The organism is Streptomyces sp. NPDC031340 (genome assembly GCF_055569945.1).
The window spans coordinates 1-21,968 of sequence record NZ_JBVIIE010000083.1; the positions used below are offsets into that span (position 1 = coordinate 1).

21 protein-coding genes are annotated in these 21,968 nt (G+C 73.4%); 8 read left to right on the forward strand and 13 right to left on the reverse strand.

The window, feature by feature from the left end:
* Nucleotides 1-159: 159 nt before the first annotated feature.
* Nucleotides 160-1,086, reverse strand: coding sequence for an adenosine kinase (locus ACZ5GT_RS38060; RefSeq protein ID WP_469035768.1), 927 nt, complete (start codon nt 1,084-1,086; stop codon nt 160-162).
* A gap of 253 nt (nt 1,087-1,339) precedes the next feature.
* Here ACZ5GT_RS38060 and ACZ5GT_RS38065 point away from each other — a divergent pair, with 253 nt between their 5' ends.
* Nucleotides 1,340-2,053 carry a MerR family transcriptional regulator gene (locus ACZ5GT_RS38065; RefSeq protein ID WP_469035771.1) on the forward strand — a complete coding sequence of 238 codons (714 nt, stop codon included), beginning with the start codon at nt 1,340-1,342 and terminating at the stop codon, nt 2,051-2,053.
* A gap of 7 nt (nt 2,054-2,060) precedes the next feature.
* Here ACZ5GT_RS38065 and ACZ5GT_RS38070 read toward each other — a convergent pair whose 3' ends face one another.
* The 5 genes from ACZ5GT_RS38070 to ACZ5GT_RS38090 all read right to left on the reverse strand — a co-directional run bounded on the left by ACZ5GT_RS38070 (nt 2,061) and on the right by ACZ5GT_RS38090 (nt 9,331).
* Nucleotides 2,061-3,395 carry a glycoside hydrolase domain-containing protein gene (locus ACZ5GT_RS38070; RefSeq protein ID WP_469035773.1) on the reverse strand — a complete coding sequence of 445 codons (1,335 nt, stop codon included), beginning with the start codon at nt 3,393-3,395 and terminating at the stop codon, nt 2,061-2,063.
* Nucleotides 3,396-3,571: 176 nt separating this feature from the next.
* Nucleotides 3,572-5,767, reverse strand: a complete 2,196-nt coding sequence (locus tag ACZ5GT_RS38075; protein WP_469035775.1) for a 3-hydroxyacyl-CoA dehydrogenase NAD-binding domain-containing protein — start codon at nt 5,765-5,767, stop codon at nt 3,572-3,574.
* Between the two features lie 40 nt (nt 5,768-5,807).
* A complete protein-coding gene (locus tag ACZ5GT_RS38080) occupies nt 5,808-7,022 on the reverse strand; it encodes an acetyl-CoA C-acetyltransferase (RefSeq protein WP_469035777.1) in 1,215 nt (404 codons plus the stop codon).
* 21 nt (nt 7,023-7,043) lie between these two features.
* Nucleotides 7,044-8,186 carry an acyl-CoA dehydrogenase family protein gene (locus ACZ5GT_RS38085; protein ID WP_469035779.1) on the reverse strand — a complete coding sequence of 381 codons (1,143 nt, stop codon included), beginning with the start codon at nt 8,184-8,186 and terminating at the stop codon, nt 7,044-7,046.
* Entirely contained in the window at nt 8,183-9,331 is a 1,149-nt protein-coding gene (locus ACZ5GT_RS38090) for a CaiB/BaiF CoA transferase family protein (protein WP_469035782.1), read from the reverse strand. The genes ACZ5GT_RS38085 and ACZ5GT_RS38090 overlap by 4 nt, the downstream gene beginning before the upstream one ends.
* Before the next feature lie 211 nt (nt 9,332-9,542).
* On the opposite strand from ACZ5GT_RS38090, the gene ACZ5GT_RS38095 reads away from it, so the two are divergent.
* Nucleotides 9,543-10,721 carry a saccharopine dehydrogenase family protein gene (locus ACZ5GT_RS38095; protein ID WP_469035784.1) on the forward strand — a complete coding sequence of 393 codons (1,179 nt, stop codon included), beginning with the start codon at nt 9,543-9,545 and terminating at the stop codon, nt 10,719-10,721.
* Nucleotides 10,722-11,016: 295 nt separating this feature from the next.
* On the opposite strand, the gene mmpA is transcribed toward ACZ5GT_RS38095, so the two are convergent.
* Both mmpA and ACZ5GT_RS38105 read right to left on the reverse strand, forming a co-directional pair.
* Nucleotides 11,017-11,163, reverse strand: coding sequence for a morphogenic membrane protein MmpA (gene mmpA / locus ACZ5GT_RS38100; RefSeq protein ID WP_469035786.1), 147 nt, complete (start codon nt 11,161-11,163; stop codon nt 11,017-11,019).
* A gap of 90 nt (nt 11,164-11,253) precedes the next feature.
* Nucleotides 11,254-11,994, reverse strand: a complete 741-nt coding sequence (locus ACZ5GT_RS38105) for an endonuclease V (protein WP_469035788.1) — start codon at nt 11,992-11,994, stop codon at nt 11,254-11,256.
* A 51-nt stretch (nt 11,995-12,045) separates the two neighbouring features.
* Between ACZ5GT_RS38105 and ACZ5GT_RS38110 the strand changes: the two genes are divergently transcribed.
* Nucleotides 12,046-12,342 carry a YciI family protein gene (locus ACZ5GT_RS38110; RefSeq protein WP_469035789.1) on the forward strand — a complete coding sequence of 99 codons (297 nt, stop codon included), beginning with the start codon at nt 12,046-12,048 and terminating at the stop codon, nt 12,340-12,342.
* A 24-nt stretch (nt 12,343-12,366) separates the two neighbouring features.
* On the opposite strand, the gene ACZ5GT_RS38115 is transcribed toward ACZ5GT_RS38110, so the two are convergent.
* Entirely contained in the window at nt 12,367-12,696 is a 330-nt protein-coding gene (locus ACZ5GT_RS38115) for a plasmid stabilization protein (RefSeq protein ID WP_469035791.1), read from the reverse strand.
* Between the two features lie 303 nt (nt 12,697-12,999).
* Between ACZ5GT_RS38115 and ssgD the strand changes: the two genes are divergently transcribed.
* Nucleotides 13,000-13,416, forward strand: a complete 417-nt coding sequence (gene ssgD, locus ACZ5GT_RS38120; protein WP_469035794.1) for a spore wall synthesis regulator SsgD — start codon at nt 13,000-13,002, stop codon at nt 13,414-13,416.
* Here ssgD and ACZ5GT_RS38125 read toward each other — a convergent pair.
* Together ACZ5GT_RS38125 and ACZ5GT_RS38130 are read right to left on the reverse strand one after the other, a co-directional pair.
* Nucleotides 13,410-14,267 carry an isocitrate lyase/PEP mutase family protein gene (locus tag ACZ5GT_RS38125; RefSeq protein WP_469035796.1) on the reverse strand — a complete coding sequence of 286 codons (858 nt, stop codon included), beginning with the start codon at nt 14,265-14,267 and terminating at the stop codon, nt 13,410-13,412. The two genes, ssgD and ACZ5GT_RS38125, sit on opposite strands and share 7 nt — an antisense overlap.
* A gap of 63 nt (nt 14,268-14,330) precedes the next feature.
* Entirely contained in the window at nt 14,331-15,050 is a 720-nt protein-coding gene (locus ACZ5GT_RS38130; RefSeq protein WP_469035798.1) for a GOLPH3/VPS74 family protein, read from the reverse strand.
* 331 nt (nt 15,051-15,381) lie between these two features.
* On the opposite strand from ACZ5GT_RS38130, the gene ACZ5GT_RS38135 reads away from it, so the two are divergent.
* The 3 genes from ACZ5GT_RS38135 to ACZ5GT_RS38145 all read left to right on the forward strand — a co-directional run bounded on the left by ACZ5GT_RS38135 (nt 15,382) and on the right by ACZ5GT_RS38145 (nt 19,099).
* On the forward strand, nt 15,382-17,070 hold the full coding sequence (locus ACZ5GT_RS38135; RefSeq protein WP_469035819.1) for an ABC-F family ATP-binding cassette domain-containing protein: 1,689 nt from the start codon (nt 15,382-15,384) through the stop codon (nt 17,068-17,070).
* Between the two features lie 60 nt (nt 17,071-17,130).
* On the forward strand, nt 17,131-17,907 hold the full coding sequence (ddaH, locus tag ACZ5GT_RS38140; RefSeq protein ID WP_469035800.1) for a dimethylargininase: 777 nt from the start codon (nt 17,131-17,133) through the stop codon (nt 17,905-17,907).
* Between the two features lie 220 nt (nt 17,908-18,127).
* Nucleotides 18,128-19,099, forward strand: coding sequence for an acyl-ACP desaturase (locus tag ACZ5GT_RS38145; RefSeq protein WP_469035802.1), 972 nt, complete (start codon nt 18,128-18,130; stop codon nt 19,097-19,099).
* Between the two features lie 321 nt (nt 19,100-19,420).
* On the opposite strand, the gene ACZ5GT_RS38150 is transcribed toward ACZ5GT_RS38145, so the two are convergent.
* Complete coding sequence (locus ACZ5GT_RS38150; RefSeq protein ID WP_469035804.1) at nt 19,421-19,672, reverse strand: WhiB family transcriptional regulator; 252 nt, start codon at nt 19,670-19,672, stop codon at nt 19,421-19,423.
* Nucleotides 19,673-19,944: 272 nt separating this feature from the next.
* On the opposite strand from ACZ5GT_RS38150, the gene ACZ5GT_RS38155 reads away from it, so the two are divergent.
* Entirely contained in the window at nt 19,945-20,730 is a 786-nt protein-coding gene (locus ACZ5GT_RS38155) for a VOC family protein (RefSeq protein ID WP_469035806.1), read from the forward strand.
* Between the two features lie 9 nt (nt 20,731-20,739).
* Here ACZ5GT_RS38155 and ACZ5GT_RS38160 read toward each other — a convergent pair whose 3' ends face one another.
* The gene (locus tag ACZ5GT_RS38160; protein ID WP_469035807.1) at nt 20,740-21,804 is read right to left on the reverse strand and encodes a LacI family DNA-binding transcriptional regulator; all 1,065 of its coding nucleotides are present in this window, start codon (nt 21,802-21,804) and stop codon (nt 20,740-20,742) included.
* Nucleotides 21,805-21,968 lie beyond the last annotated feature (164 nt).

The following is a 21,968-nucleotide window of genomic DNA, read 5'->3' on the forward strand; positions in this document are numbered from 1 at the left end:
CCCCGCCTTTGGGCGGTTTTGCCGCGGCCGAGGTGGGGAAAGAAGGTCGCGGCCAAGAATGAGTTCCATTGGGCCTGGTTTCCCCCGCCGGCCCGGCCGCCCCGGCGGGGAAACCGCACAGGCGCGGCGGGGCCTGCGAAGGCGCCGGGGGCGCGGGGCTTACAGGGGCGCCGGGTCCGCCGGGTGCGGGTCGGCTGCCCTGGCCAGGAGTTCGTCACGGCTGATCGTCCCGGTCCGGGTGGCCGGGACCGTGCAGGCGTGCGCGCCGGCCACCGCGCCGTACCGGGCGCAGCGCCGCGGGGGCTCGCCGCGCAGGTGGCCGTAGAGGAACGCGGCGGCGAAGGCGTCGCCCGCGCCGTTGGAGTCGACCACTTCGGCGGGCGGCGCGACCGCCGGTACGCGGCTCAGCTCCCCGTCCGCGAGCAGGTGGGCGCCCTCGGCGCCGGCCGTGGCGACGACGATCCGGGCCCGGCCCCGCTCGGCGATGCGGCGCATCGTCCGCTCCGGGTCGCCGAGCGCGGCGGCGGACAGGAAGACCAGGTCCGCCTCGTGGGCGAACGGCTCGTGGTACGGGTTCTCGCCGTCCCAGTCGTGCAGGTCGGTGGAGACGGTCACCCCGCACTCGCGCAGCAGCGGCAGGGCGTGCGCGCAGGGATGGGTGATCGCGACGTGGGCGTGGCGGCTCGCGGTGGCCAGGGCGCGCAGCTCCGGCTCCGGGAACCGGTCGTCGTCGTGCCGGCGGGTCCCGTCGTACAGCGACAGGCGCCGGCCGTCGGGGCCGACGAGGTTGACCGCGCGTTTCGTGCCGGCGGGCTGCGGGACCGCGGTCAGCGGGACGCCCCGTTCCTGGTGCAGCGCGCGGACCAGGTCGCCCTCGGGGTCGTCGCCCAGCCAGTCGAGGTGGTGGGTGCGCAGGCCGAGCGCGGCCAGCCCCAGGGCGACGAAGTCGCCGGTCTGCCCGGCGCGGGTGTGGATGCCGGAGCCGATCAGGTAGCTGTCGGCGTACGGGAGCGGCAGCCGGGGCACGCGGATCACGGTGTCCACGCCCGCGCCGCCCAGGACGAGCACATCGATGTCCCGGCTCACGCGACGTCACCCCGGGCGTGGTGGTCCCGGACCGGGCCGCCGTGTGCGATCTTCGTCATGGGCCCACCCTAGAGACCGCCGTCGGCCGGCGGCAGGAGATCAGCGGCGGAGGACCGGGGCGGACAGCAGACCGGCAGCGAAAGACCGGCGGACAGCGGACCGGCAGCGAAAGACCGGCAGACAGCGGACCGGCTCGGAACGGGCGCGGTCCGGGAGGTTTCGCAGTACTGGTGTGACAGCGATACTGCTGCACATGACGACCGACGCCGAGGAGCCGACGCTCACGATCGACGAGCTGGCCGCGCGGGCCGGGATGACGGTCCGCACGGTCCGGTTCTACAGCACCAAGGGGCTGCTGCCGCCGCCGGTGATCGGTCCCCGGCGGGTGGGCCACTACGGGCCGCGGCACGTGGCCCGGCTGGCGCTCATCGAGGAGCTGCAGCGCCAGGGCATGACGCTGGCGGCGATCGAGCGCTACATGGGGCAGTTGCCGCCGGACCTGAGCCACCGGGACCTGGCCATCCACCGGGCCGTGGTGGCCTCCTGGGCGCCGGACGCGGTGGAGACGTTGACGCCGGAGGAGCTGCGGCGCCGGGCGGGGCGGCCGCTGGACGAGGACGACATGGAGCGGCTGGCGGCCATGAACGTCGTGCGGCCCGAGGGGGACGGCTACCGCGTCGACTGCGGTCAGCTCCGGCTGGCCGTGGAGCTGCTGGACGTGCCGCTGTCCCACGACGCCATCCTCGCGGCCCGGTCGGTGCTGGTGGAGCACTCGCGGGCGGCCGCGCGCGAGCTGTCGCGGCTGTTCCGGGGCGAGGTCTCCGAGCGGGACCAGCAGGACGTGCGGACGCTCTCCGCGCACATGCAGCCGCTGGTGGTGCAGGCGCTGCTGACGACGTTCCAGCGGTCGTTGAAGGAGGAACTGCAGCAGTGGCTGTCCGAGCCGCGGGAGGGCCGGCCCGTCTGAGCCGCGCTCAGCAGCGTGGGACCGGTTTGCCGTAGGTCGTGGTGCTGGGGGTCGCCAGGTAGCGGTCGGAGACGTAGTGGCCGTTGTCCAGGCGGTCCCAGATGTTGGTGGTGCCGACGGTCGAGCCGGGGCGCCGGCAGGTGACCCAGGCCAGGGCGCCGCCCGGTGAGGTGCCGACGGCCGCGTAGCCGGTGCCGGGGCCGCTGCGTTCGGTCAGCCCGGCCGGGGCGGTCACCTGGTACGGGTAGGCGCAGCGCGGCAGCGGCGGGCTGTAGCCGGTGCCGGAGGGGGTGCTGACGTAGCGGTCGGAGACGTAGGCGCCGTTCGTGAGCCGGTCCCAGACGGACGTGGTGCCGACCTTGGCGCCGGGTGCCTGGCAGACCACCTTCAGGGCGGAGCCCGGCGCGTACGTCGCGGCGACCGGGTAGTCGGCCGAGGGGCCGGTGCGGGCGTTGAGCGGGGTGGTGCTGGTGACCTGGTAGGGCAGGGCGACCGTGGCGACGGGCGCGTCGATGCGGTCGGTGTCGATGTTCAGGGTGACACCGCCGTACGTCTCGTCGTGGCCGCCGCGGAACTGCTTGCCGCGCTGGTGGACGGCCCACTTGGCGTCGGCGACGCCGGACCAGCCCTTGAGGGAGTCGAGGCCGTCGTAGCGGGCGATCCACAGGGCGTCCGGCCGTGCGTACGCGGTGGAGGTGTACGCGTCGGCGAGCTGCGCGGCGCCCAGGTTGAGGTTCATGTAGACGCCGGAGACGTATCCGACGCGGTGCAGTTCCTTGGTCCAGGAGGAGAGGTAGGACAGCACGGCGGTGCGGCAGGCGGTGTCGGTCTGGCTGTAGTGCTCGATGTCGTTGTACAGCGCGCTGCCGGGCAGCATGCCGAGCGCCTTGGCCGCGGTGACGGCCTCCTTGGCCGCGGCGGTGCCCTGACCGCGGGCGGTCGCCGGGGTGGTGCTGATCTTCTCGTCGGTCGGGCGGGCCCCGCAGGGGGGCTGCAGGCCCTTGTGGACGGGCAGCAGCCGCCACTTCAGCCGGGCCGCGGAGGCCACCCAGGACGAGGTCAGCTCCGGCTGCGCGCAGGTGCGGTTGACGCCCGAGACGTAGACGCCGATTGCGCGGTACGGAGAGGTGCTCCAGGCCTGCAGCGTCGTCAGCGGCGGGGCGGTGCAGGCGTCGAAGGCGAGGCCGGAATAGCGGGTCGCGGTGGAGCCCGGCGGATAGGCGACGGAGGTGGCCGGTTCGGCGGCCGCGACCGGCGCGAAGACCAGGACGGCGGTGCCGCCGAGGACCCAGGCGGACGAGACGGTGAGCAGTCTCCTCAGGACTGGCCGTGACTGCGACATGACGCCCCCCCCTGGCGGATCGACGGGCCCCGCATCCTCAGGGTGTGCGCGCCGCCCGCGCTTCGCCAGGGGCCGACCGGCCCTGTGCCGAGCCCGCCCGGCCCGGCGCACGCCGCGCCCCCGCCGCCCCGGAGGTCCGGGGCGGCGGGGGCATGGGTCGGCGGCGGTGACCGGGGTCAGCGCGCGTCGGTGAAGGTCTCCCCCTTCTCCGCCTTCTCGACCAGCAGCGCCGGCGGGGTGAACCGGTCGCCGTAGCGCTCGGCGAGCTCACGCGCGCGGGCGACGAAGCCGGGCAGGCCGACACCTGCCCCGGCGCCGCCGTCGTAGCCGTTGACGTACTGCAGCACGCCGCCGGTCCAGCCGGGGAAGCCGATGCCGAAGATCGAGCCGATGTTGGCGTCGGCGACGGAGGTCAGCACGCCCTCCTCCAGGAGCCGGACGGTGTCCAGCGCCTCGGAGAACAGCATGCGTTCCTGCATGTCCTGGAAGGGGATCTCATGGCCGGCCTTGGTGAAGTGCTCGCGCAGGCCGGGCCACAGGCGCAGGCGCTTGCCGTCCTCCCCGTACTCGTAGAAGCCGGCGCCGCCGCTGCGGCCGGTGCGGCCGAACTCGTCGACCATGCGGTCGATGACGGCCTCGGCGGGGTGCCCGGGCCAGGTGCCGCCCGCCTCCTCGACGGCCCGCTTGGACTCGTTGCGGATCTTGCGCGGGAGGGTGAGCGTCAGGTCGTCCATCAGCGACAGCACCTTCGCGGGGTAGCCCGCCTGCGCCGCCGCCTGCTCGACCGACGCGGGCTCGATGCCCTCGCCGACCATGGCGACGCCCTCGTTGATGAAGTGGCCGATCACCCGTGAGGTGAAGAAGCCGCGCGAGTCGTTGACCACGATCGGCGTCTTCTTGATCTGCCGGACCAGGTCGAAGGCGCGCGCCAGCGCCTCCTCGCCGGTGCGCTCGCCCTTGATGATCTCGACCAGGGGCATCTTGTCGACGGGCGAGAAGAAGTGCAGTCCGATGAAGTCGGCCTGCCGTTCGACGCCCTCGGCGAGCACGGTGATCGGCAGGGTGGAGGTGTTGGAGCACAGCAGCGCGTCCGGCTCGACGATGTGCTGGATCTCCTGGAACACCTTGTGCTTGAGCGCCGGGTCCTCGAACACGGCCTCGATGACCGCGTCGCAGCCGGCCAGGTCCTGCGGGTCGGCGGTGGGCGTGATGCGGGCCAGCAGCGCGTCCGCCTTCTGCTGGGTGGTACGGCCGCGGGAGACTGCCTTGGCGCACAGTTTCTCGGAGTAGGCCTTGCCCTTGGCGGCCGCCTCCGCGGAGACGTCCTTCAGGACGACCTCGATGCCCGCGCGGGCGCACGAGTAGGCGATGCCCGCGCCCATCATGCCCGCGCCGAGCACGGCGACCTTGCGGACCTGGCGGGGCTCGACGCCCTTCGGGCGGTTGGCGCCGGAGTTGACGGCCTGGAGGTCGAAGAAGAACGCCTGGATCATGTTCTTCGAGGTCTGCCCGGCGGCCAGTTCCACGAAGTAGCGGGCCTCGATGACCTGGGCGTTGTCGAAGTCGACCTGGGAGCCCTCGACGGCCGCGGCGAGGATGTTGCGCGGGGCCGGGTAGGGGGCGCCGTTCGTCTGCTTGCGCAGGCTCGCCGGGAAGGCGGGCAGGTTGGCCGCGAACTTGGGGTTGGCGGGGGTGCCGCCGGGGATGCGGTAGCCGGGCTTGTCCCAGGGCTGCCGCGACTCGGGGTGGGCGTCGATGAAGGCGCGGGCCTTGGCGAGGAGTTCGTCCGGGGTGGCGGCGACCTCGTCGACCAGGCCGTTGTCGAGCGCGCGGCGCGGGTCGTACTGGGTGCCCTGCAGCAGCACCTTCAGCAGCGCGTCGGCGATGCCGAGCAGGCGTACGGTGCGCACCACGCCACCGCCGCCGGGGAGCAGGCCGAGGGTGACCTCGGGCAGGCCGATCTTCGAGCCGGGGGCGTCGAGGGCGACGCGGTGGTGGCAGGCCAGGGCGATCTCGTAACCGCCGCCCAGGGCCGCGCCGTTGATCGCCGCGACGACCGGCTTGCCGAGGGTCTCGATGCGGCGCAGGTTGCGCTTGATGGCCATGCCGCCGTCGAACAGCTCCTGCGCGGTGTCCGGGGTGACCCGGATCAGGTCGCGCAGGTCGCCGCCGGCGAAGAAGGTCTTCTTGGCGGAGGTGACGATGACGCCGCGGATGGAGTCCTGCTCGGCCTCCAGGCGGTCGGTGACGGCGGCGAGGGAGTCGCGGAACGCCTGGTTCATGGTGTTCGCGGACTGGTTGGGGTCGTCCAGGACGAGGGTGACGACGCCGGTGTCGTCCTGTTCCCAGCGGATGGTGGTGCTCTCGGTCATGAGGAGGTCTCCGTAGAAGTCGCGTGCGGTTCGCTGGGATTCAGATGCGCTCGACGATCGTCGCGATGCCCATGCCGCCGCCCACGCACAGCGTGGCGAGGCCGTAGCGCTTGTCCTGGCGCTCCAGTTCGTCGACGAGCGTGCCGAGGATCATCGCGCCGGTCGCGCCGAGGGGGTGGCCGAGCGCGATCGCGCCGCCGTTGACGTTGACCTTGTCCAGGGACAGGCCCATGTCCTTGACGAAGCGCAGGACGACCGCGGCGAAGGCCTCGTTGATCTCGACGAGGTCGATGTCGTCGATGGTGAGTCCGGCCTTGGCGAGCGCCTTGCGGGTGGCGGGCGCCGGGCCGGTGAGCATGATGGTGGGCTCGGAGCCGGAGACGGCGGCGGCCACGATCCGGGCGCGCGGGGTGAGTCCGTAGCGCTCCCCCACCTCCTTGGAGCCGATCGCGACCAGCGAGGCGCCGTCGACGATGCCGGAGGAGTTGCCGGCGTGGTGGACGTGGTCGATCTTCTCGACCCAGTGGTACCTCTGCAGGGCGACGGCGTCGAAGCCGCCGAGTTCGCCGATGTCCGCGAAGGACGGCTTGAGCCCGGCCAGGGAGTCGGCGGTGGTGCCGGGGCGCGGGTGCTCGTCGTGGTCGAGGACGACCAGGCCGCTGCGGTCCTTCACCGGGACGACGGACCGGTCGAAGCGGCCCTCCTTCCACGCCGTGGCCGCCCGCTCCTGCGACAGCGCCGCGTACTCGTCGACGTCCCGGCGGGTGAAGCCCTCGATGGTGGCGATCAGGTCGGCGCCGATGCCCTGCGGCACGAAGTTGGTGGCGAGGTTGGTCATCGGGTCGTTGAACCAGGCGCCGCCGTCGGAGCCCATCGGGACCCGGGACATCGACTCGACGCCGCCCGCCAGGACGAGGTCCTCGAAGCCCGAACGGACCTTGGCCGCGGCCATGTTGACCGCCTCCAGGCCGGACGCACAGAAGCGGTTCTCCTGTACGCCGGCGACGGTGTCCGGCAGTCCCGCGGCGATGGCGGCGATCCGCGGGAGAACGGAGCCCTGGTCGCCGAGCGGGCTGACCACGCCGAGGACGATGTCGTCGATCGCCGCCGGGTCGAGGTCGGGGAACCGGTCGCGGATCTCGTGGATGAGCCCGACGACGAGGTCGACGGGCTTGGTGCCGTGCAGGGCGCCGTTCGCCTTGCCGCGGCCGCGCGGGGTGCGGATCGCGTCGTACACGTACGCTTCGGTGCTCACGGGAAAGCCTTTCGGTGAGGGTCAGGCGAGCAGGGAACGGCCGATGATCTCTTTCATGATCTCGGTGGTCCCGCCGTAGATGGTCTGGATGCGGCCGTCGGTGAAGGCCCTGGCGACCGGGTATTCGGTCATGTAGCCGTAGCCGCCGTGCAGTTGCAGGCAGCGGTCGGCGACGCGTTTCTGCAGTTCGGTCGCCCACCACTTGGCCATGGAGGCGTGCACGGCGTCGAGTCCGCCGTCGGTGTGCTCCTCGACGCAGCGGTCGAGGAACGCGCGGGTGACGGCGCACTCGGTGGCCATCTCGGCGGTCTCGAAGCGTATGTGCTGCTTGGTGGCCAGCGGCCGGCCGAACGCCTCACGCTCCTTGACGTACCGGACGGTGATCTCCAGCAGGTGCTCGGCGGCGGCGATCGCGGCGACGGCGATGCTCAGCCGCTCCTGGGCGAGGTTCGTCATCAGGTGTCCGAAGGCGCCGTTGAGTTCACCGAGCAGGTTCTCCTTGGGCACCCGCACGTCGCGGAAGAACAACTCGGCCGTGTCCTGCGCCTTCTGGCCGATCTTGTCGAGGTTGCGGCCGCGTTCGAAGCCGTCCGTGCCGCGCTCGACGACCAGCAGCGACAGTCCGTGCGCGCCGCCCTCGGGGGTGGTTCGGGCGACGACGATCACGAGGTCGGCGAGGATGCCGTTGGAGATGAAGGTCTTGGAGCCGTTGAGCAGCCAGTGGTCGCCGCGGTCCTCGGCGTGGGTCCTGATGCCCTGGAGGTCGGACCCGGCGCCGGGCTCGGTCATGGCGATGGCGGTGATCAGCGAGCCGTCGCAGAAGCCGGGCAGCCAACGGCGCTTCTGCTCCTCGGTGGCCAGGCCGGTCAGGTACGGGCCGATGATGTCGTTGTGCAGGCCCAGGGCGAGTCCGGGGGTGCCGGCGCGGGTGAACTCCTCGGCCAGGACGGCGCTGTAGCGGAAGTCGTCGGTGCCCCCGCCGCCGTACTCCTCGGGCACCGCGAGCCCGAGCAGTCCCTGTTTGCCGGCCGCCAGCCAGGCATCGCGGGAGACGATGCCGTCCTTCTCCCACTGTTCGTAGTGCGGCAGCACCTCCCTGGCGAGGAAGGCGCGCACGGTCTCGCGGAACGCGTCGTGCTCGGGGGCGAAGATCTGCCGCTTCATGCGAGGTCCTTCGTCGGGTCGGACGTCAGGTCGGGTACGTCCCAGTCGCGTGCCACGTCGGCGGTGTCGGCGCCGGGCCGCGCGGGTCCGCGGCGGACGGAGGCGGGGGTCGCGGAGAACCGGGGCGCGGGTGCGGGCTGGGTGATGCCGCCGTGGTCGGTGAAGGTGCCGCGGGCGGCCAGGTGGGGGTGGTGCGGGGCCTCGGTCAGGGTCAGCACCGGGGCCACGCACGCGTCGGTGCCGTCGAAGACGGCCGTCCACTCGTCCCGGGTACGGGACCTGAAGCGGGCGGCGACCGCCTCGCGCAGCTCGTCCCAGCGCGTGACGTCCGTGCGGGCGTCCGCCTGGTCCGGCAGGCCGAGCAGGGCGACGAACCGCTCGTAGAACTGCGGTTCCAGGGCGCCGACCGCCATGTACTTCCCGTCGGCCGTCTCGTAGGTGCCGTAGTAGGGGCAGCCGCCGTCGAGGAGGTTGGCGCCGCGCCGGTCCTGCCAGGCGCCGGCGGCGAGCATGCCGTGGATCATCGTGGAGAGGTGGGAGGTGCCGTCGACGATGGCGGCGTCGACGACCTGCCCGGCGCCCGTCGCGCGGGCGTGGTGCAGCGCGGCGAGGACGCCGACGACGAGGTAGAGCGAGCCGCCCGCGTAGTCGCCGAGCAGGTTGGCGGGGGCGGCCGGGGGCGCGTCGGGGGCGCCGGTCAGGCCGAGGGCGCCGGTGAGGGCGATGTAGGCGATGTCGTGCCCCGCGCGGTCGGCGAGCGGCCCGTCCTGGCCCCAGCCGGTCATGCGGCCGTAGACCAGCTTCGGGTTGCGGGCGTGGCAGGCGTCGGGGCCGACGCCGAGGCGCTCGGCGACGCCGGGGCGGTAGCCCTCGATCAGGATGTCGGCGCGGGCGGCGAGGCCGAGGACGCGGGCGGCGCCGTCCGCGGACTTCAGGTCGACGATCACCGAGCGCTTGTTGCGGTTGGTCACGTCACGGCCCGGGTCGATGCCGAGGGCGGCGCCGCCGGGGCGGTCCACCCGGACGACGTCGGCGCCGAGGTCGGCCAGCAGCATGGCGGCGAACGGGCCGGGTCCGATGCCGGCCAGCTCGACGACGCGCACGCCGGTGAGCGGGCCTCGCCCGGACGTTCCTGCCGCTGTCATCCGGCCCCCTGCGCTGTGACTCCGGCGGCCGCCGTACCGCGGCCCCGACCTGTGTGACACAAACGATGTAACACCGGTGATGCTATGAACGCACCGCACTCCGCACAAGACCTGGACGAGCAAGCGCTTAGACAATTACTCGCCAGGTCCCTACCGCTCACGCTAGCCTCAGCGGCCGACGACGGCGCGCACTGCGGAACCGAGGGGTGTCATGAACAGGCTGAACCGGGCGGACCGCCCGTACGACATCGTGCTCTTCGGAGCCACGGGTTTCGTCGGGGCGCTCACCGCGGAGTACCTGGCCGCACACGCCCCCGAGGGGCTGCGCTGGGCGATCGCCGGCCGCAGCGACCTGAAGCTGCGGCGGCTGCGGGACCGGCTGCCGGCCCGGAACCCGATCGGCGTGCTGCGCGCGGACGTGTCCGACCCGGACTCCATGCGCGCGCTCGCCGGCCAGGCGCGCGTGGTGGCGACCACCGTGGGACCGTACGTCACCTACGGGGAGGAACTCGTCGCCGCGTGCGCCGACGCCGGAACGGACTGTCTCGACCTCACCGGCGAGCCCGAGTTCGTGGACCGGGTCTACGTGCGCCACGACGCGCGCGCCCGGGAGACCGGCGCGCGGCTGCTGCACGCCTGCGGGTTCGACTCCGTGCCGCACGACCTCGGCGTGTACTTCACCGTCCGGCAGCTGCCGGAGGGCGTGCCGCTGTCCGTCGAGGGGTTCGTCACCGCGGACGCGGCCTTCTCCGGCGGCACCTTCGCCTCGGCGCTCAACCAGTTCGCCCGGGTGCGGCCGATGCTGGCCGCCGAACGCGACCGCCGGCATCACGAGCCCCGGCTGGTGGGCCGCCGGGCGATCACCTCGCCGGGGGCCCCGCGGTTCGCCAGGGAGGTCGGCGCGTGGGCGCTGCCGCTGCCGACCATCGACCCGCAGATCGTCCGCCGGTCCGCGCGCGCCCTGGAGCGCTACGGCCCCGACTTCCGCTACCGGCACTACGCGGCCGTGCGGCGGCTTCCGGTGGCGCTGGGCGGGGTCGCGGCCGTGGGCGGGCTCGTCGCGGCGGCCCAGGTGCCGCCGGTCCGGCGCCGGCTGTCGGACCGGCTCAAGCCCGGCGACGGACCGAGCGAGCAGAAGCGGGCCGCGAGCTGGTTCCGCGTCCGGTTCGTCGGCGAGGGCGGCGGCCGACGCGTGTTCACCGAGGTCACGGGCGGCGACCCCGGGTACGACGAGACGGCCAAGATGTTCGCCGAGTCGGCGCTGTCGCTGGCCCTCGACGGCCTCCCGCCGACGGCCGGCCAGGTCACCACCGCGGTCGCCATGGGCGACGCCCTCACCGAACGGTTGCGCAAGGCGGGAATCGTCTTCCGGGTGGCGGCCAGCCGGTGAGCCTGCGGCTACGGGACCGGTGAGGCTCGGGGGTGGCGGGCCGGTGAGCCTCGGAGACTGCAAGCCGTGTGAGGTTCGGGGGGGGGTGGGCCGATGAGCTACCGGCGACGGCGGGCCACCGACGGCTGCGGACCGGTGAGCCACCGACGGCTGCGGACCGGTGAGCCACCGACGGCTTCAGCCCGGTGAGCCACCGGCGACCGCGAGCCGGTGGCTTCCACGGGCGGCGAGCCCGGGAGCCGGTCGGGGAACGCCGGGGGGCCGTCTTCGTGGGGCGGCCGGGAGTGGCGGGCCGCTACAGCGACCAGCCCGCGACGGTGTAGATCATCCCGAATGTCCAGCCCAGTCCCGCCAGCACGGCGAGGACCAGGGCGGCCGTCACGGCACGCTCGACGGGACGGCCGGGGTCGGACAGGGGCTTGGGGGCGCGGTGCGTGGTCATGCCGCACAGCCTGCCGCCCGGGCCGGCCGCGCCACATCCGTACGGGTACTCAGACCGGCACGCGGTACTCAGCCGCGGCAGGGTGCGCCCTCAGGACCGGGCCGGGTCCGCCGCCGCACGGTCGGTGACGGGCGGGGGCGGTTTCGGCGGCGCGGCCTCCCGCAGCGCCCTCCGGCACAGCGCGTCCGCCCTGCGGGTGGTCTCCGGCAGGCGGTAGCGCGGGGTCAGGGCCAGGGTGTGCGCGCAGGCGTCGTCCAGGCTCGTGCGGTGGCCGACGGAGACGAAGACCGGCTTGACGGCGTCCCGGGTGCGCAGGGCGCGGCCGACCTCCTCGGCGCCGTCGAGCAGCGGGGAGGCGTCTCCGCGCCGCCCGCCCGGGTCGTCGTAGGTGAAGGCGAAGGGGTTCTTGGCGACCCCGATGGTGGGCAGGCCCGTCAGGACGCCGAGGTGGCTGGCGAGGCCGAAGCGGCGCGGGTGGGCGAGGCCGTAGCCGTCGCAGACGATCAGGCCGGGATCGCGGGGCAGCGCATCGAGGGCGGCGAGGACCGTGGGGATCTCGCGGAAGGCGAGCAGGCCGGGGACGTACGGGAAGGAGATCCGCCCCACCGCCGTAGCCTCGGCGACGACCTCCAGGGTCGCCGCGTCCAGCGTGACGGCCGCCGCCGCGACGACGTCCCGTTCGTCGTCGTAGGCCACGTCGACGCCCGTGACCGGGCCCGTTCCGGGCGGGGGGCCGGACTCGCCGAGGACCACCCGGGCCCGCAGCTCGTCCTGGACCGCACGCGCCTGCTCCTCGGTCGCGGGCCAGCCCGCGGGGATGCTCACCGTCATGATGAGCACGAGACTACGGGGCCGCGCGCCCGGCGGCGTAGGCTCGTGATCATGTTCGTGATGGAGCTGACCTACACCGCCCCGCTCGAGGCCGTCGACGCCGAGCTGGAGGCGCACCGGGCGTGGCTGGACGAGCAGTTCGCGAAGGGGGTCTTCCTCGCCGCGGGCGTCAAGAAGCCCCGCGAGGGCGGGATGATCCTCGCCGTCGCCGACAGCCGCGCGCACGCCGAGGAGATCGCCGCGGGCGACCCCTTCGTCACCGCCGGGGTGTGCGAGTACCGCATCACCGAGTTCGTCGCCGCCCGGACGGCGCCGGCACTGGAGCAGTACCGGCAGCCGCCCGCCTGAGCCGCTCCGCGGGGTCCGGCCGTTTCAGCCCTTTTCGTCGAGAGCGCGCTGCAGCTGGCTCTTGTTCATGTCGGAGCGGCCGTGGACGCCGCGGCGCTTGGCCTCCTCGTACAACTGGTCGTAGGTCGGCCCCTGCGACCCCTTGCCGGACCGTTGGCCGCCCCGCTGACCGGAGGACTTGTCCTGGGTCGAGGTGCGACTGGCCGTCTTGGACTCGCCGGAGCGCGCCCGTTCCTTGTTGACCGTCCGGGCCGCGATCTCCTCGGCGCGCCCGGTGCTCTCGCCACGGTCCTCGGCGCTCTTCTTGATGTGCTCGTACTGGCGTTCCCGCTTGGGACTCGAACCGCTCGGCATGTCGGGTCACTCCTTTCGCCGGGAGCGACCGGGTACCCACGTCTCGGCCGATGCCTCACATTCCGGGGCGTCCTCACTCCACCGGCCTCAGCGGGCGCGGCCGCGCTCCGGCGCCCGGGAGGTGGGCCGGAGCGCGGCTCCGGCGCCCGGGAGGTGGGCCGGGTCACTTCCGCGCATGAACGCGGTGACAGAGGTCACTAGCTCTCCGTGCGCACTGAATGGACCATTCCGTCGTCTCTCCCAGTGCCCGGTCTCATCGACCGCCGAAGCCCGTTCTCGCCGTCACAGCAAGGGAGCAAGGCGTTGACCACCGTCATCGAGCAGCCCGTGGAGGCCCGCCTCGTCGCCGCGGCGCCGCGTATGCCGAGCATCCCCGCCGTGCTGCGGTACGACCGCAGCGACCCGTTCGCGGTCCGCATGACCTTCCCGGCCCCGGCCACCCTGGAGGGTGTGGAGGTCTGCTGGACCTTCTCGCGTGAACTGCTCGCGACCGGGCTCGAGGGCCCGGAGGGGCAGGGCGACGTGCGGGTGCGCCCGTACGGGTTCGACCGCACCGTCCTGGAGTTCCGCGCGCCCGAGGGCACCGCGGTGGTGCACGTGCACTCGGCCGACGTGCGCCGCTTCCTGCGGGCCAGCGGCGAGCTGGTGCCGGTGGGCCTGGAGCACCTGCAGCTGGACCTCGACCACGACCTGGCGGAGCTGATACGCGACGCCTACTGACGTGACTCCTGCCGGAGCGCCGCCTCGGACAGCGAGTTGAGCTCGCCGTAGTCCACCCCGTCCGCGAGCGGCCCGTACGTCCCCGCGCCCAGCAGCTCCCGCGCGGCGCGGCGGACCAGTGCGTACGCCGCCTGGGCCAGGGAAGAACCGGCGCTCACGCGGGCGACGCCCAGCGCGGCCAGCTCGGCGACCGGGGGTGCGCCGGGGCCCGCCATCACGTTCAGCGGCCCGTCGACGCCGTCGGCGAGCAGCCCGACCGTTCCCGGGTCGACGACCCCGGGGACGAAGATCCCGTCGGCGCCCGCGGCGCGGAAGGCGGCGGCCCGCTCCAGGGTGAGGTCAACTCCCCCGGCACCCCGCAGGAACGTGTCGATCCGGGCGTTGACGAACAGCGGGATCCCCTCGGCGTCGGCCGCCTCGCGCGCGGCGGCGATCCGCTCGGCCTGCTCACCGACGTCACGCAACGGTCCCGCCGCCGCGTTCTCCCGCAGCGCGTCCTCGATGTTGACGCCGACGGCGCCCGCCGCGAGCACCGCGCGGACGGTGTCGGCGATCCCGTCGGCGTCCTCGGCGTAGCCGCTCTCGATGTCCGCGCTGACCGGCACGCCGACGGCGGCGGCGACGCGCCGCACGGCTTCCAGGGCCGCATCCCGGCCCAGCCGGTCACCGTCGGCCGCGCCGAGCGCCCAGGCGACCCCGGCACTGGTGGTCGCGACCGCGGCGGCGCCCGCGTCCTGTACGAGGACGGCGCTCGCGGCGTCCCAGGCGTTGGGCAGGACTACGGGCCTGCCCGGGACGTGCAGGGAACGGAAGGCGAGGGCGCGGTCGCGCAGGGGGATGTCGTTCGTCATGCGTCCCACCCAATCAGCCGGGCAGGGTGGCGGCTGGCGGGAATCAGACGTGTGCGTGGGCCGTCAGCGCCCCGCCGCGACGGCCGTGGTGCGCAGCGCCGCGCACAGCTCCCGCACGATCCCCGCCGCGCCGGTGCGCTGCGCCAGCTCCTCGATGCGGTGATCGAAGCGTTCGTCGAGGCGTTCGTCGAGGCGTTCGTCGGCGCGGCCCTCGAAGCGGTCATCGGCACGCCCCTCGGAGCGCTTCTCATGGCGCCCGCCCACGTCGGCCGGGGCCGTCGGCGTGGGCAGCCCGGCCGCGGCCGCGAGGGCGGCGGTGGCCGCCTCCTGCGCGGACACCGCCGTGAGCGGCCCCGCGAGAGTCCGGCGCGCCTCCTCCTGAAGGGCCCGCGCCACGTCGACGCGCCGCAGGACGTGGCCGCCGGCGGCCGGGAAGACGCCGAGCACGCGTCTGCGTTCCGTCCGCAGGTACCCGTCGGCGGCCAGCTGCTGCCGTACGGCGTCCGCGGTCACGCGCGCGTGCAGCGTCACCCAGTCGCGCCACCGGTGCGGGCGGGACTCCCGGACGAGTTCCAGCAGCCCGTCGAGGACGGGGTCGCCGGTGAGGGTGTCCATGTCGGCCGGAGTGGCGATGCCGTCGTCGTCGCGGAGCAGGCCGCGCTGGGCCAGTTCGGTGAGGGCGCCCGCCCGGACCAGCGGGGCGGCGCCGGAGACCTCGCCGGTGGCGGTGTCCCAGGCCAGCAGGTGGAGCCGGGCGGGCAGCGTGAGCGAACCGTGGGGCACGGGGTCTCCTTGGCGCGGTGGGGTGAGGCGGAGTGGGGAGGGGTGGTGAGGCCGGGGTGGGCCGTGTAAATGCGTTGACGCCGTCCGCGGCCCGCTCCTACCGTGCATGACGGTTCTGTTGTCGTCGATCGGAGAAGGACGTTGCTCGTCTGAGGTCCCGGGACACCGCGTCACACACCTGAGGTGTGTGCGCAGCGTGCGACCTCGGCGATGAGCCGTCCTGACGGAGCAGGGCCTTTCCTGTGCCCCGGTGCGCTCCCCTCCCGCCGTCGGTCGTCGGTGTCTCGATACGCGTCTGCCCTTGACCGCACCACGCAACCGCGAGGCCCGTATGTCTGCTTCCGTCACTTGTACCTCCCTGTCCTTCGCCTGGCCCGACGGCACCCCCGTCTTCGACGGCCTCGACGTCGCCTTCGGCCCCGGCCGCACCGGGCTCGTCGGCGTCAACGGCTCCGGAAAGTCGACCCTGTTGAAGCTGATCGGCGGGCAGCTCACCCCGGCCGACGGCGCCGTGCGGGTGACGGGCGAGGTCGGCCACCTCCCGCAGAACGTCACGCTCGACACCCGGCTGCGCGTCGACGAGGTCCTCGGCATCGCCGCGCGGCGCGCCGCGCTGCACGCCATCGAGGCGGGCGACGCGGCCGATGAGCACTTCGAGACGCTCGGCGACGACTGGGACGTGGAGGAGCGCGCCCTCGCCACCCTCGGCGAACTCGGGCTCGGCCAGATCGAGTTGGACCGCACGGTCGGGGAGGTGTCGGGCGGCGAGTCGGTGCTGCTGCGGCTGGCGGCGCTGTTGCTGCGCCGGCCGGACGTACTGCTGCTGGACGAGCCGACGAACAACCTGGACCTGTACGCGCGCCGGCGGCTGTACGCGGCCGTCCGGTCCTGGCCCGGTGTGCTGATCGTGGTCAGCCACGACCGCGAACTGCTGGACCTGGTCGACCAGATCGCCGACCTGCACGCCGGGGAGATCACCCGGTACGGCGGCAACTTCTCCGCCTACGAGGAGGCGCTCGCCGCCGAACAGGAGGCGGCCGAGCGCACGGTGCGCGCCGCCGAGGCCGACGTCCGCAAGCAGAAACGCGAACTGGCCGACGCCCGGCTCAAGCTGGCCCGCCGCAAGCGGTACGGGCAGAAGATGTGGGACAACAAGCGCGAGCCGAAGATCGTCATGGGCGCCCGCAAACGCGCGGCCCAGGAGTCCGCCGGCAAGCACCGCATCCTGCACGAGGAGAGGCTGGCCGAGGCCAAGGAGCGGCTGGACGACGCGGTGGAGGCCGTACGGGACGACGACGAGATCCGCGTCGACCTGCCGTACACGGCCGTTCCGCCGGGCCGCGGCGTCCTCACCCTGCGGGACGTGCGGCTCGCCCACGGCGCGTGCGTGGCCGGCGGCCTCGACCTGCGCGGCCCGGAGCGGGTGGCGCTGATCGGGCGCAACGGCGCGGGCAAGACGACGCTGCTGCGCACGGTCGCCGGGGAGCTCGCGCCGGTCTCCGGGGAGGTACGGGCGCACGTGCCGCTGCGGTTCCTGCCGCAACGGCTCGACGTGCTCGACGGCGAGCTGTCGGTCGCCGAGAACGTCGCCCGGTTCGCGCCGGGCGCCACCCGGAACCGGATCCGCGCCCGTCTGGCGCGCTTCCTGTTCCGGGGCGCGCGAGCCGACCGCAAGGCGGCGACGCTCTCCGGCGGCGAGCGCTTCCGGGCCACGCTGGCGGCGCTGATGCTGGCCGAGCCGGCGCCACAGCTGCTGATGCTGGACGAGCCGACGAACAACCTGGACATGGCGAGCGTGCGGCAGCTGACGACGGCCCTGGAGTCGTACGAGGGGGCGCTGCTCGTCGCGAGTCACGACCTGCCGTTCCTGGAGTCGATCGGCGTCACCCGCTGGCTGCTGCTGGACGGCGAGCTGCGGGAGACCGGCCCCGAGCAGCTCGGCCGGATCCTCGGCGGCGCGTCCCAGGAGGAGTACGACCCGGCGGCGGGTGTTTGGTCCTGGCCGGAAGGCGCTGCATGATGGCGAACGGGTGTCGCGTCACGGACACCGCCATCCACCGCCGACCACGGAGACCCGGACGTGCCCAGCAAGAAGGCTCTCATCCGCCGCCCCAGCCCGCGACTGGCCGAGGGTCTGGTGACGCACATCGAGCGGGAGAAGGTCGACGTCGATCTCGCGGTGCGGCAGTGGGAGGCGTACGCGGAGGCGCTGCGCGAGCACGGCTGGGAGACGATCGAGGTGGACCCGGCCGAGGACTGCCCGGACTCGGTGTTCGTCGAGGACACGGTGGTGATGTACAAGAACGTCGCCCTGATCGCGCGGTCCGGCGCGGAGTCGCGGCGCGGGGAGACCGCCGGGGTGGAGGAGGCCGTGGCCCGCCTCGGCTGCTCGGTGAACTGGATCTGGGACCCGGGCACGCTGGACGGCGGCGACGTGCTGAAGGTCGGCGACACGATCTACGTCGGCCGGGGCGGGCGTACCAACGCGGCCGGCGTCCAGCAGTTGCGGGCCGCGTTCGAGCCGCTGGGCGCGCGGGTGGTGGCCGTGCCGGTGAGCAAGGTGCTGCACCTGAAGTCGGCGGTCACGGCGCTGCCGGACGGGACCGTCATCGGGCACATCCCGAAGGTGGACCGGCCCTCGCTGTTCCCGCGCTTCCTGTCGGTGCCCGAGGAGTCCGGCTCGCACGTCGTGCTGCTGGGCGGCGGCAAGCTGCTGATGGCGGCGAGCGCGCCGAAGACGGCGGAACTGCTCGCCGACCTCGGCCACGAGCCCGTGCCGGTCGACATCAGCGAGTTCGAGAAGCTCGAGGGCTGTGTGACCTGCCTCTCGGTGCGGCTCCGGGAGCTGTACACCTGACAGGGTGACGTTCCCGGGTCCGGAGACCGGCGGGTCCTTCTCGTCCTCCTTGACCTTTGACACGCCCACCACCGCAGCAGCCTCGACCGGGCTGATCAGGGATCTTTACAGCGCGCTTAACCTACGGTTTCGTAACCTACGGCTTCGTAGCCTACGATTCCGTAAGTTCCTGCACCGCTCGCCGGTCCGTCCCCCCGTCGTACGTCCCCCTGGAGTTTCCATGACGATCACTTCCCCTCACCTCGGCAGCCCTGCCTGGACCGACGCCCGGCTGCTGCACGCGCTGGAGGAAGTGGTCGAGCAGGAGCTCAACCGGCACCTGAAGGTCGCCAAGGACTGGATGCCGCACGAGTACGTGCCGTGGTCGGACGGCCGGAACTTCCCCGGCCTCTTCGAGGACGGCGAGGCCTGGGAGAAGGAGCAGTCCAAGGTCACCGAGGTCGGGCGCATCGCGCTGGTCGTCAATCTGCTGACAGAGGACAACCTCCCCAGCTACCACCACGAGATCGCCTCCCTCTTCGGCCGTGACGGCGCCTGGGGCACCTGGGTGCACCGCTGGACCGCCGAGGAGGGCCGTCACGGCATCGTCATGCGGGACTACCTGCTCACCTCGCGGGCGGTGGACCCGGACAAGCTGGAGCAGTTCCGGATGTCCCACATGAGCGAGGGCTTCGAGTCGGACAACCGGCACTCGATGCTGCACTCGATCGCCTACGTGGCCTTCCAGGAGCTGGCGACGCGCATCTCGCACCGCAACACCGGCCACCAGTCCGGCGACCCCGTCTGCGACCGGATGCTGGCCCGCATCGCGACCGACGAGAACCTCCACATGGTCTTCTACCGCAACCTGCTGAAGGCCGCGTTCGAGCTCGCCCCCGACCTGACCATGCAGGCCGTGCGGGACGTCGTGGTGAACTTCCGGATGCCCGGGCACGGCATCCCCGGCTTCGAGCGGGCCGCCGCGCAGATGGCCATCGGTGAGGTCTACAACCTGCGCATCCACCACGACGACGTGCTCCAGCCCGTCCTGCGGTTCCTGAAGGTCATGGAGATCGACGGCCTCGGCCCCGAGGGACGTCAGGCGCAGGAGGAGCTCGGCCTGTTCCTGGGCGGCCTCGACGCGGAAGCCCTGAAGTTCGACGAGAAGCTCGCCGCCCGCAAGGCCCGAATGGCAGCCCGCGCCAACGCCTGACCCCCACCGCACGGGACCCCGGTTCCGGGGCGGCTCACGCGAGGCGACCCGCGGGTGACGCCCCGGCCCGGGGCGTCACCCGGCACGGGGCACCACCCGGATGGGAAGCCCCGCCCCGGCACAGGGAACCACCCGCGCGGGGAGACCCCGCCCCCGGCGCACAGCACCACCCGCCTGCGGTCCGCGCAGGCCGCAGGCGACGGCAGCCTGCCCGGGCCGGGCGCCCGAACGCCGGACACACGCCGTGCGGAGCACCCCAGCCTCTGGCACAGGGCCGGTGCGTACGCCGGGCCCCGGTGAGCCCCGCGTCCCATCGCACCCCTAGCGGGCCGCGCCCTCGCGTCTGAGGTCCAGGCGTTCCTTTTCGGAGAGGCCGCCCCAGACGCCGAAGCGTTCGTCGTTCCGCAGGGCGTACTCCAGGCAGGCGGGCCGCATCTCGCACATGCCGCAGATGCGCTTCGCCTCACGCACCGAGCTGCCCGGCTCGGGAAAGAAGAAGTCCGCCCCGGTCTGCGCGCACAGCGCCTGGGTCTGCCAGGTGAGGTCGGCCGGGGTGATCGTGTCGATGTGCATGTGCGTGATCGTGCCGCGTGCCGAAAAACGTTCGATCAACGCCCGATCAACGCCGTGCGACGCGGCCCCCGGCCACCCGATGGTGGCCTACGACGACGCGGTGGTGCACGGCGGCGCGCGGGAGGCGGCGGAAACCCGGAGGGACGCCGCCGTGACCCACGGTGATCGCGGCGCGGCCCCGCTCCGTCCGCGGCGCCGCGACAGCGATTGTCGGTGGGCGGTGTCAGACTCGGCACAGCACACAAACGGGACCCTTGCGAGGAGGGGCAAAAATGCTCACCACCCGTTTCGTCACCGGCGCTCCGAACTGGCTCGACGTCAGCACCTCGGACATCGACGGCGCCGTCTCCTTCTACGGCGGTCTCTTCGGCTGGCGGTTCGTGTCCGCGGGCCCGGAGGCCGGCGGGTACGGGTTCTTCCAGCTGGACGGGAGGACCGTGGCGGGCGGCATGCAGATCACCGCCGAGCAGGGTCCGCCCTTCTGGACGGTGTACTTCCGGAGCGCGGACGCGCGGGCCACCGCGAAGGCGGCCGAGCAGGCGCACGGCAACGTGCTCGCACAGCCGGTGGACGTGATGGGGCAGGGCCACATGGCCGTCCTCGCCGACTCGGCCGGCGTCCCGTTCGGCGTCTGGCAGCCCGGCGAGACCAAGGGCTTCGAGGTGGCGGGCGAGGCGGGCGCGCTGTCCTGGGTCGAGCTGTACACCCCGGACGTCGCCGCGGCCGCCGCGTTCTACCACGCCGCGCTCGGCCTGGAGACCTCGGCGGGGCCCTTCGGCGGCGGCGACTACACCTGCGTCAACCCCGCCGGGGCCGATGAGGACGCCGTGTTCGGCGGCGTCGTCGCGCTCGCCGACGCCCCGTCGGAGGACACCGCGCACTGGCTGCCGTACTTCGAGGTCGCGGACACCGACGCGGCGGTCGCCGAGGCGCTGGAGCTGGGCGGCACAGTCCGGGCGCCCGCCACCGACGTCGAGGGCATGGGCCGCTTCGCCAAGCTCGCCGACCCCTACGGCGCCCCGTTCGCGGTGATCAGGAGCGCGCCGCCGCAGAGCTGAGGGGCGGCGTCAGGCGGAGGCGCGCCGGACCAGCGTCGTCGGCAGCACCACGTCGGCCGGTGCGTCCCCCGCGTCCTGGCCGGCGCCGCGGTGGCCGAGGCGGCCCAGCAGCATCCTGGCCATCAGTCGGCCCATGCCCTCGATGTCCTGACGGACCGTCGTCAGCGGAGGGTCGGTCTGCTCGGCGACGGGCAGCATGTCGTCGAAGCCGATCACGGCCACGTCGTCGGGCACCCGCCGACCGTGCTCGCGCAGCACGCGCAGGGCGCCGGCCGCGCTGAGGTCGTTGGCGGCGAAGACGGCGTCCACGTCGGGGCAGCGGTCGAGGAGCCGGCGCATCGCCCGCTCACCGCCGGCCGGGGTGAAGTCGCTCTCCTCGACCAGCCTCGGGTCGGCGGTGCCCATGACGTCCCGGTATCCCTCGAGCCGGTCCGCCGCGGAGGTCTGGTCGAGGGGCCCGGTGATGTGCGCGACGCGGGTGCGGCCGAGGCCGGCGAGATGGCGTACGGCCTCGCGGGCGCCGCCGCGGTTGTCGCTGTCGACGTACTGCACGTCCCCCGCGTCGTCGCGGCCGTCACCGTCACCGTCGCCGTCGTTCCAGCCGGGGCGCCCGCCGAACACGGTCGGGACTCCGGCGCGCCGGATCAGGACGGGCAGCGGGTCGTCGAGGTGCAGCGAGAAGACGAGCGCGCCGTCGACGTGGCCGCCCGCGAGATAGCGGCCGACCCGGGCGTGGTCGTCGCGGCCCTCGGTGAGCAGCAGCACCAGTTGGTTGTCGTGGGCCGTCAGCTCCTTGCTGATGCCGCGCAGTTGCAGGGCGAAGAAGGGGTCGGCGAAGACCCGGGTCTCCGGTTCGGCGATGACCACGGCGATGGCGTCGTGCCGCCGGGTGACCAGGCTGCGCGCGGCCTGGTTGGGGACGTAGCCGAGTTCCTCGACGGCCTTGCGGACCCTTTCGACGAGCGTCCGCCTGACCCCGTCGCCGCCGTTCACCACTCGGGAGACGGTGGCCCGTGACACGCCGGCCCGGGCGGCCACGGCCTCCAGCGTGGGACGTGGCGCTGTGTCGGTCACTTGCAAGCTCCTCATCGGCGGGTGCGGATCAGGATAGCTCCGGGACGGGCGGCGAGGTGAGAGCGCTCTCGCCGTCCAACGCGCCGCGCACCGCCTCCCGACCGCGCACGCCCACCGCGCCTCCCCACCGCGCCTGCCCGCCGCGCAGGGCCGCCGCGCCTGCC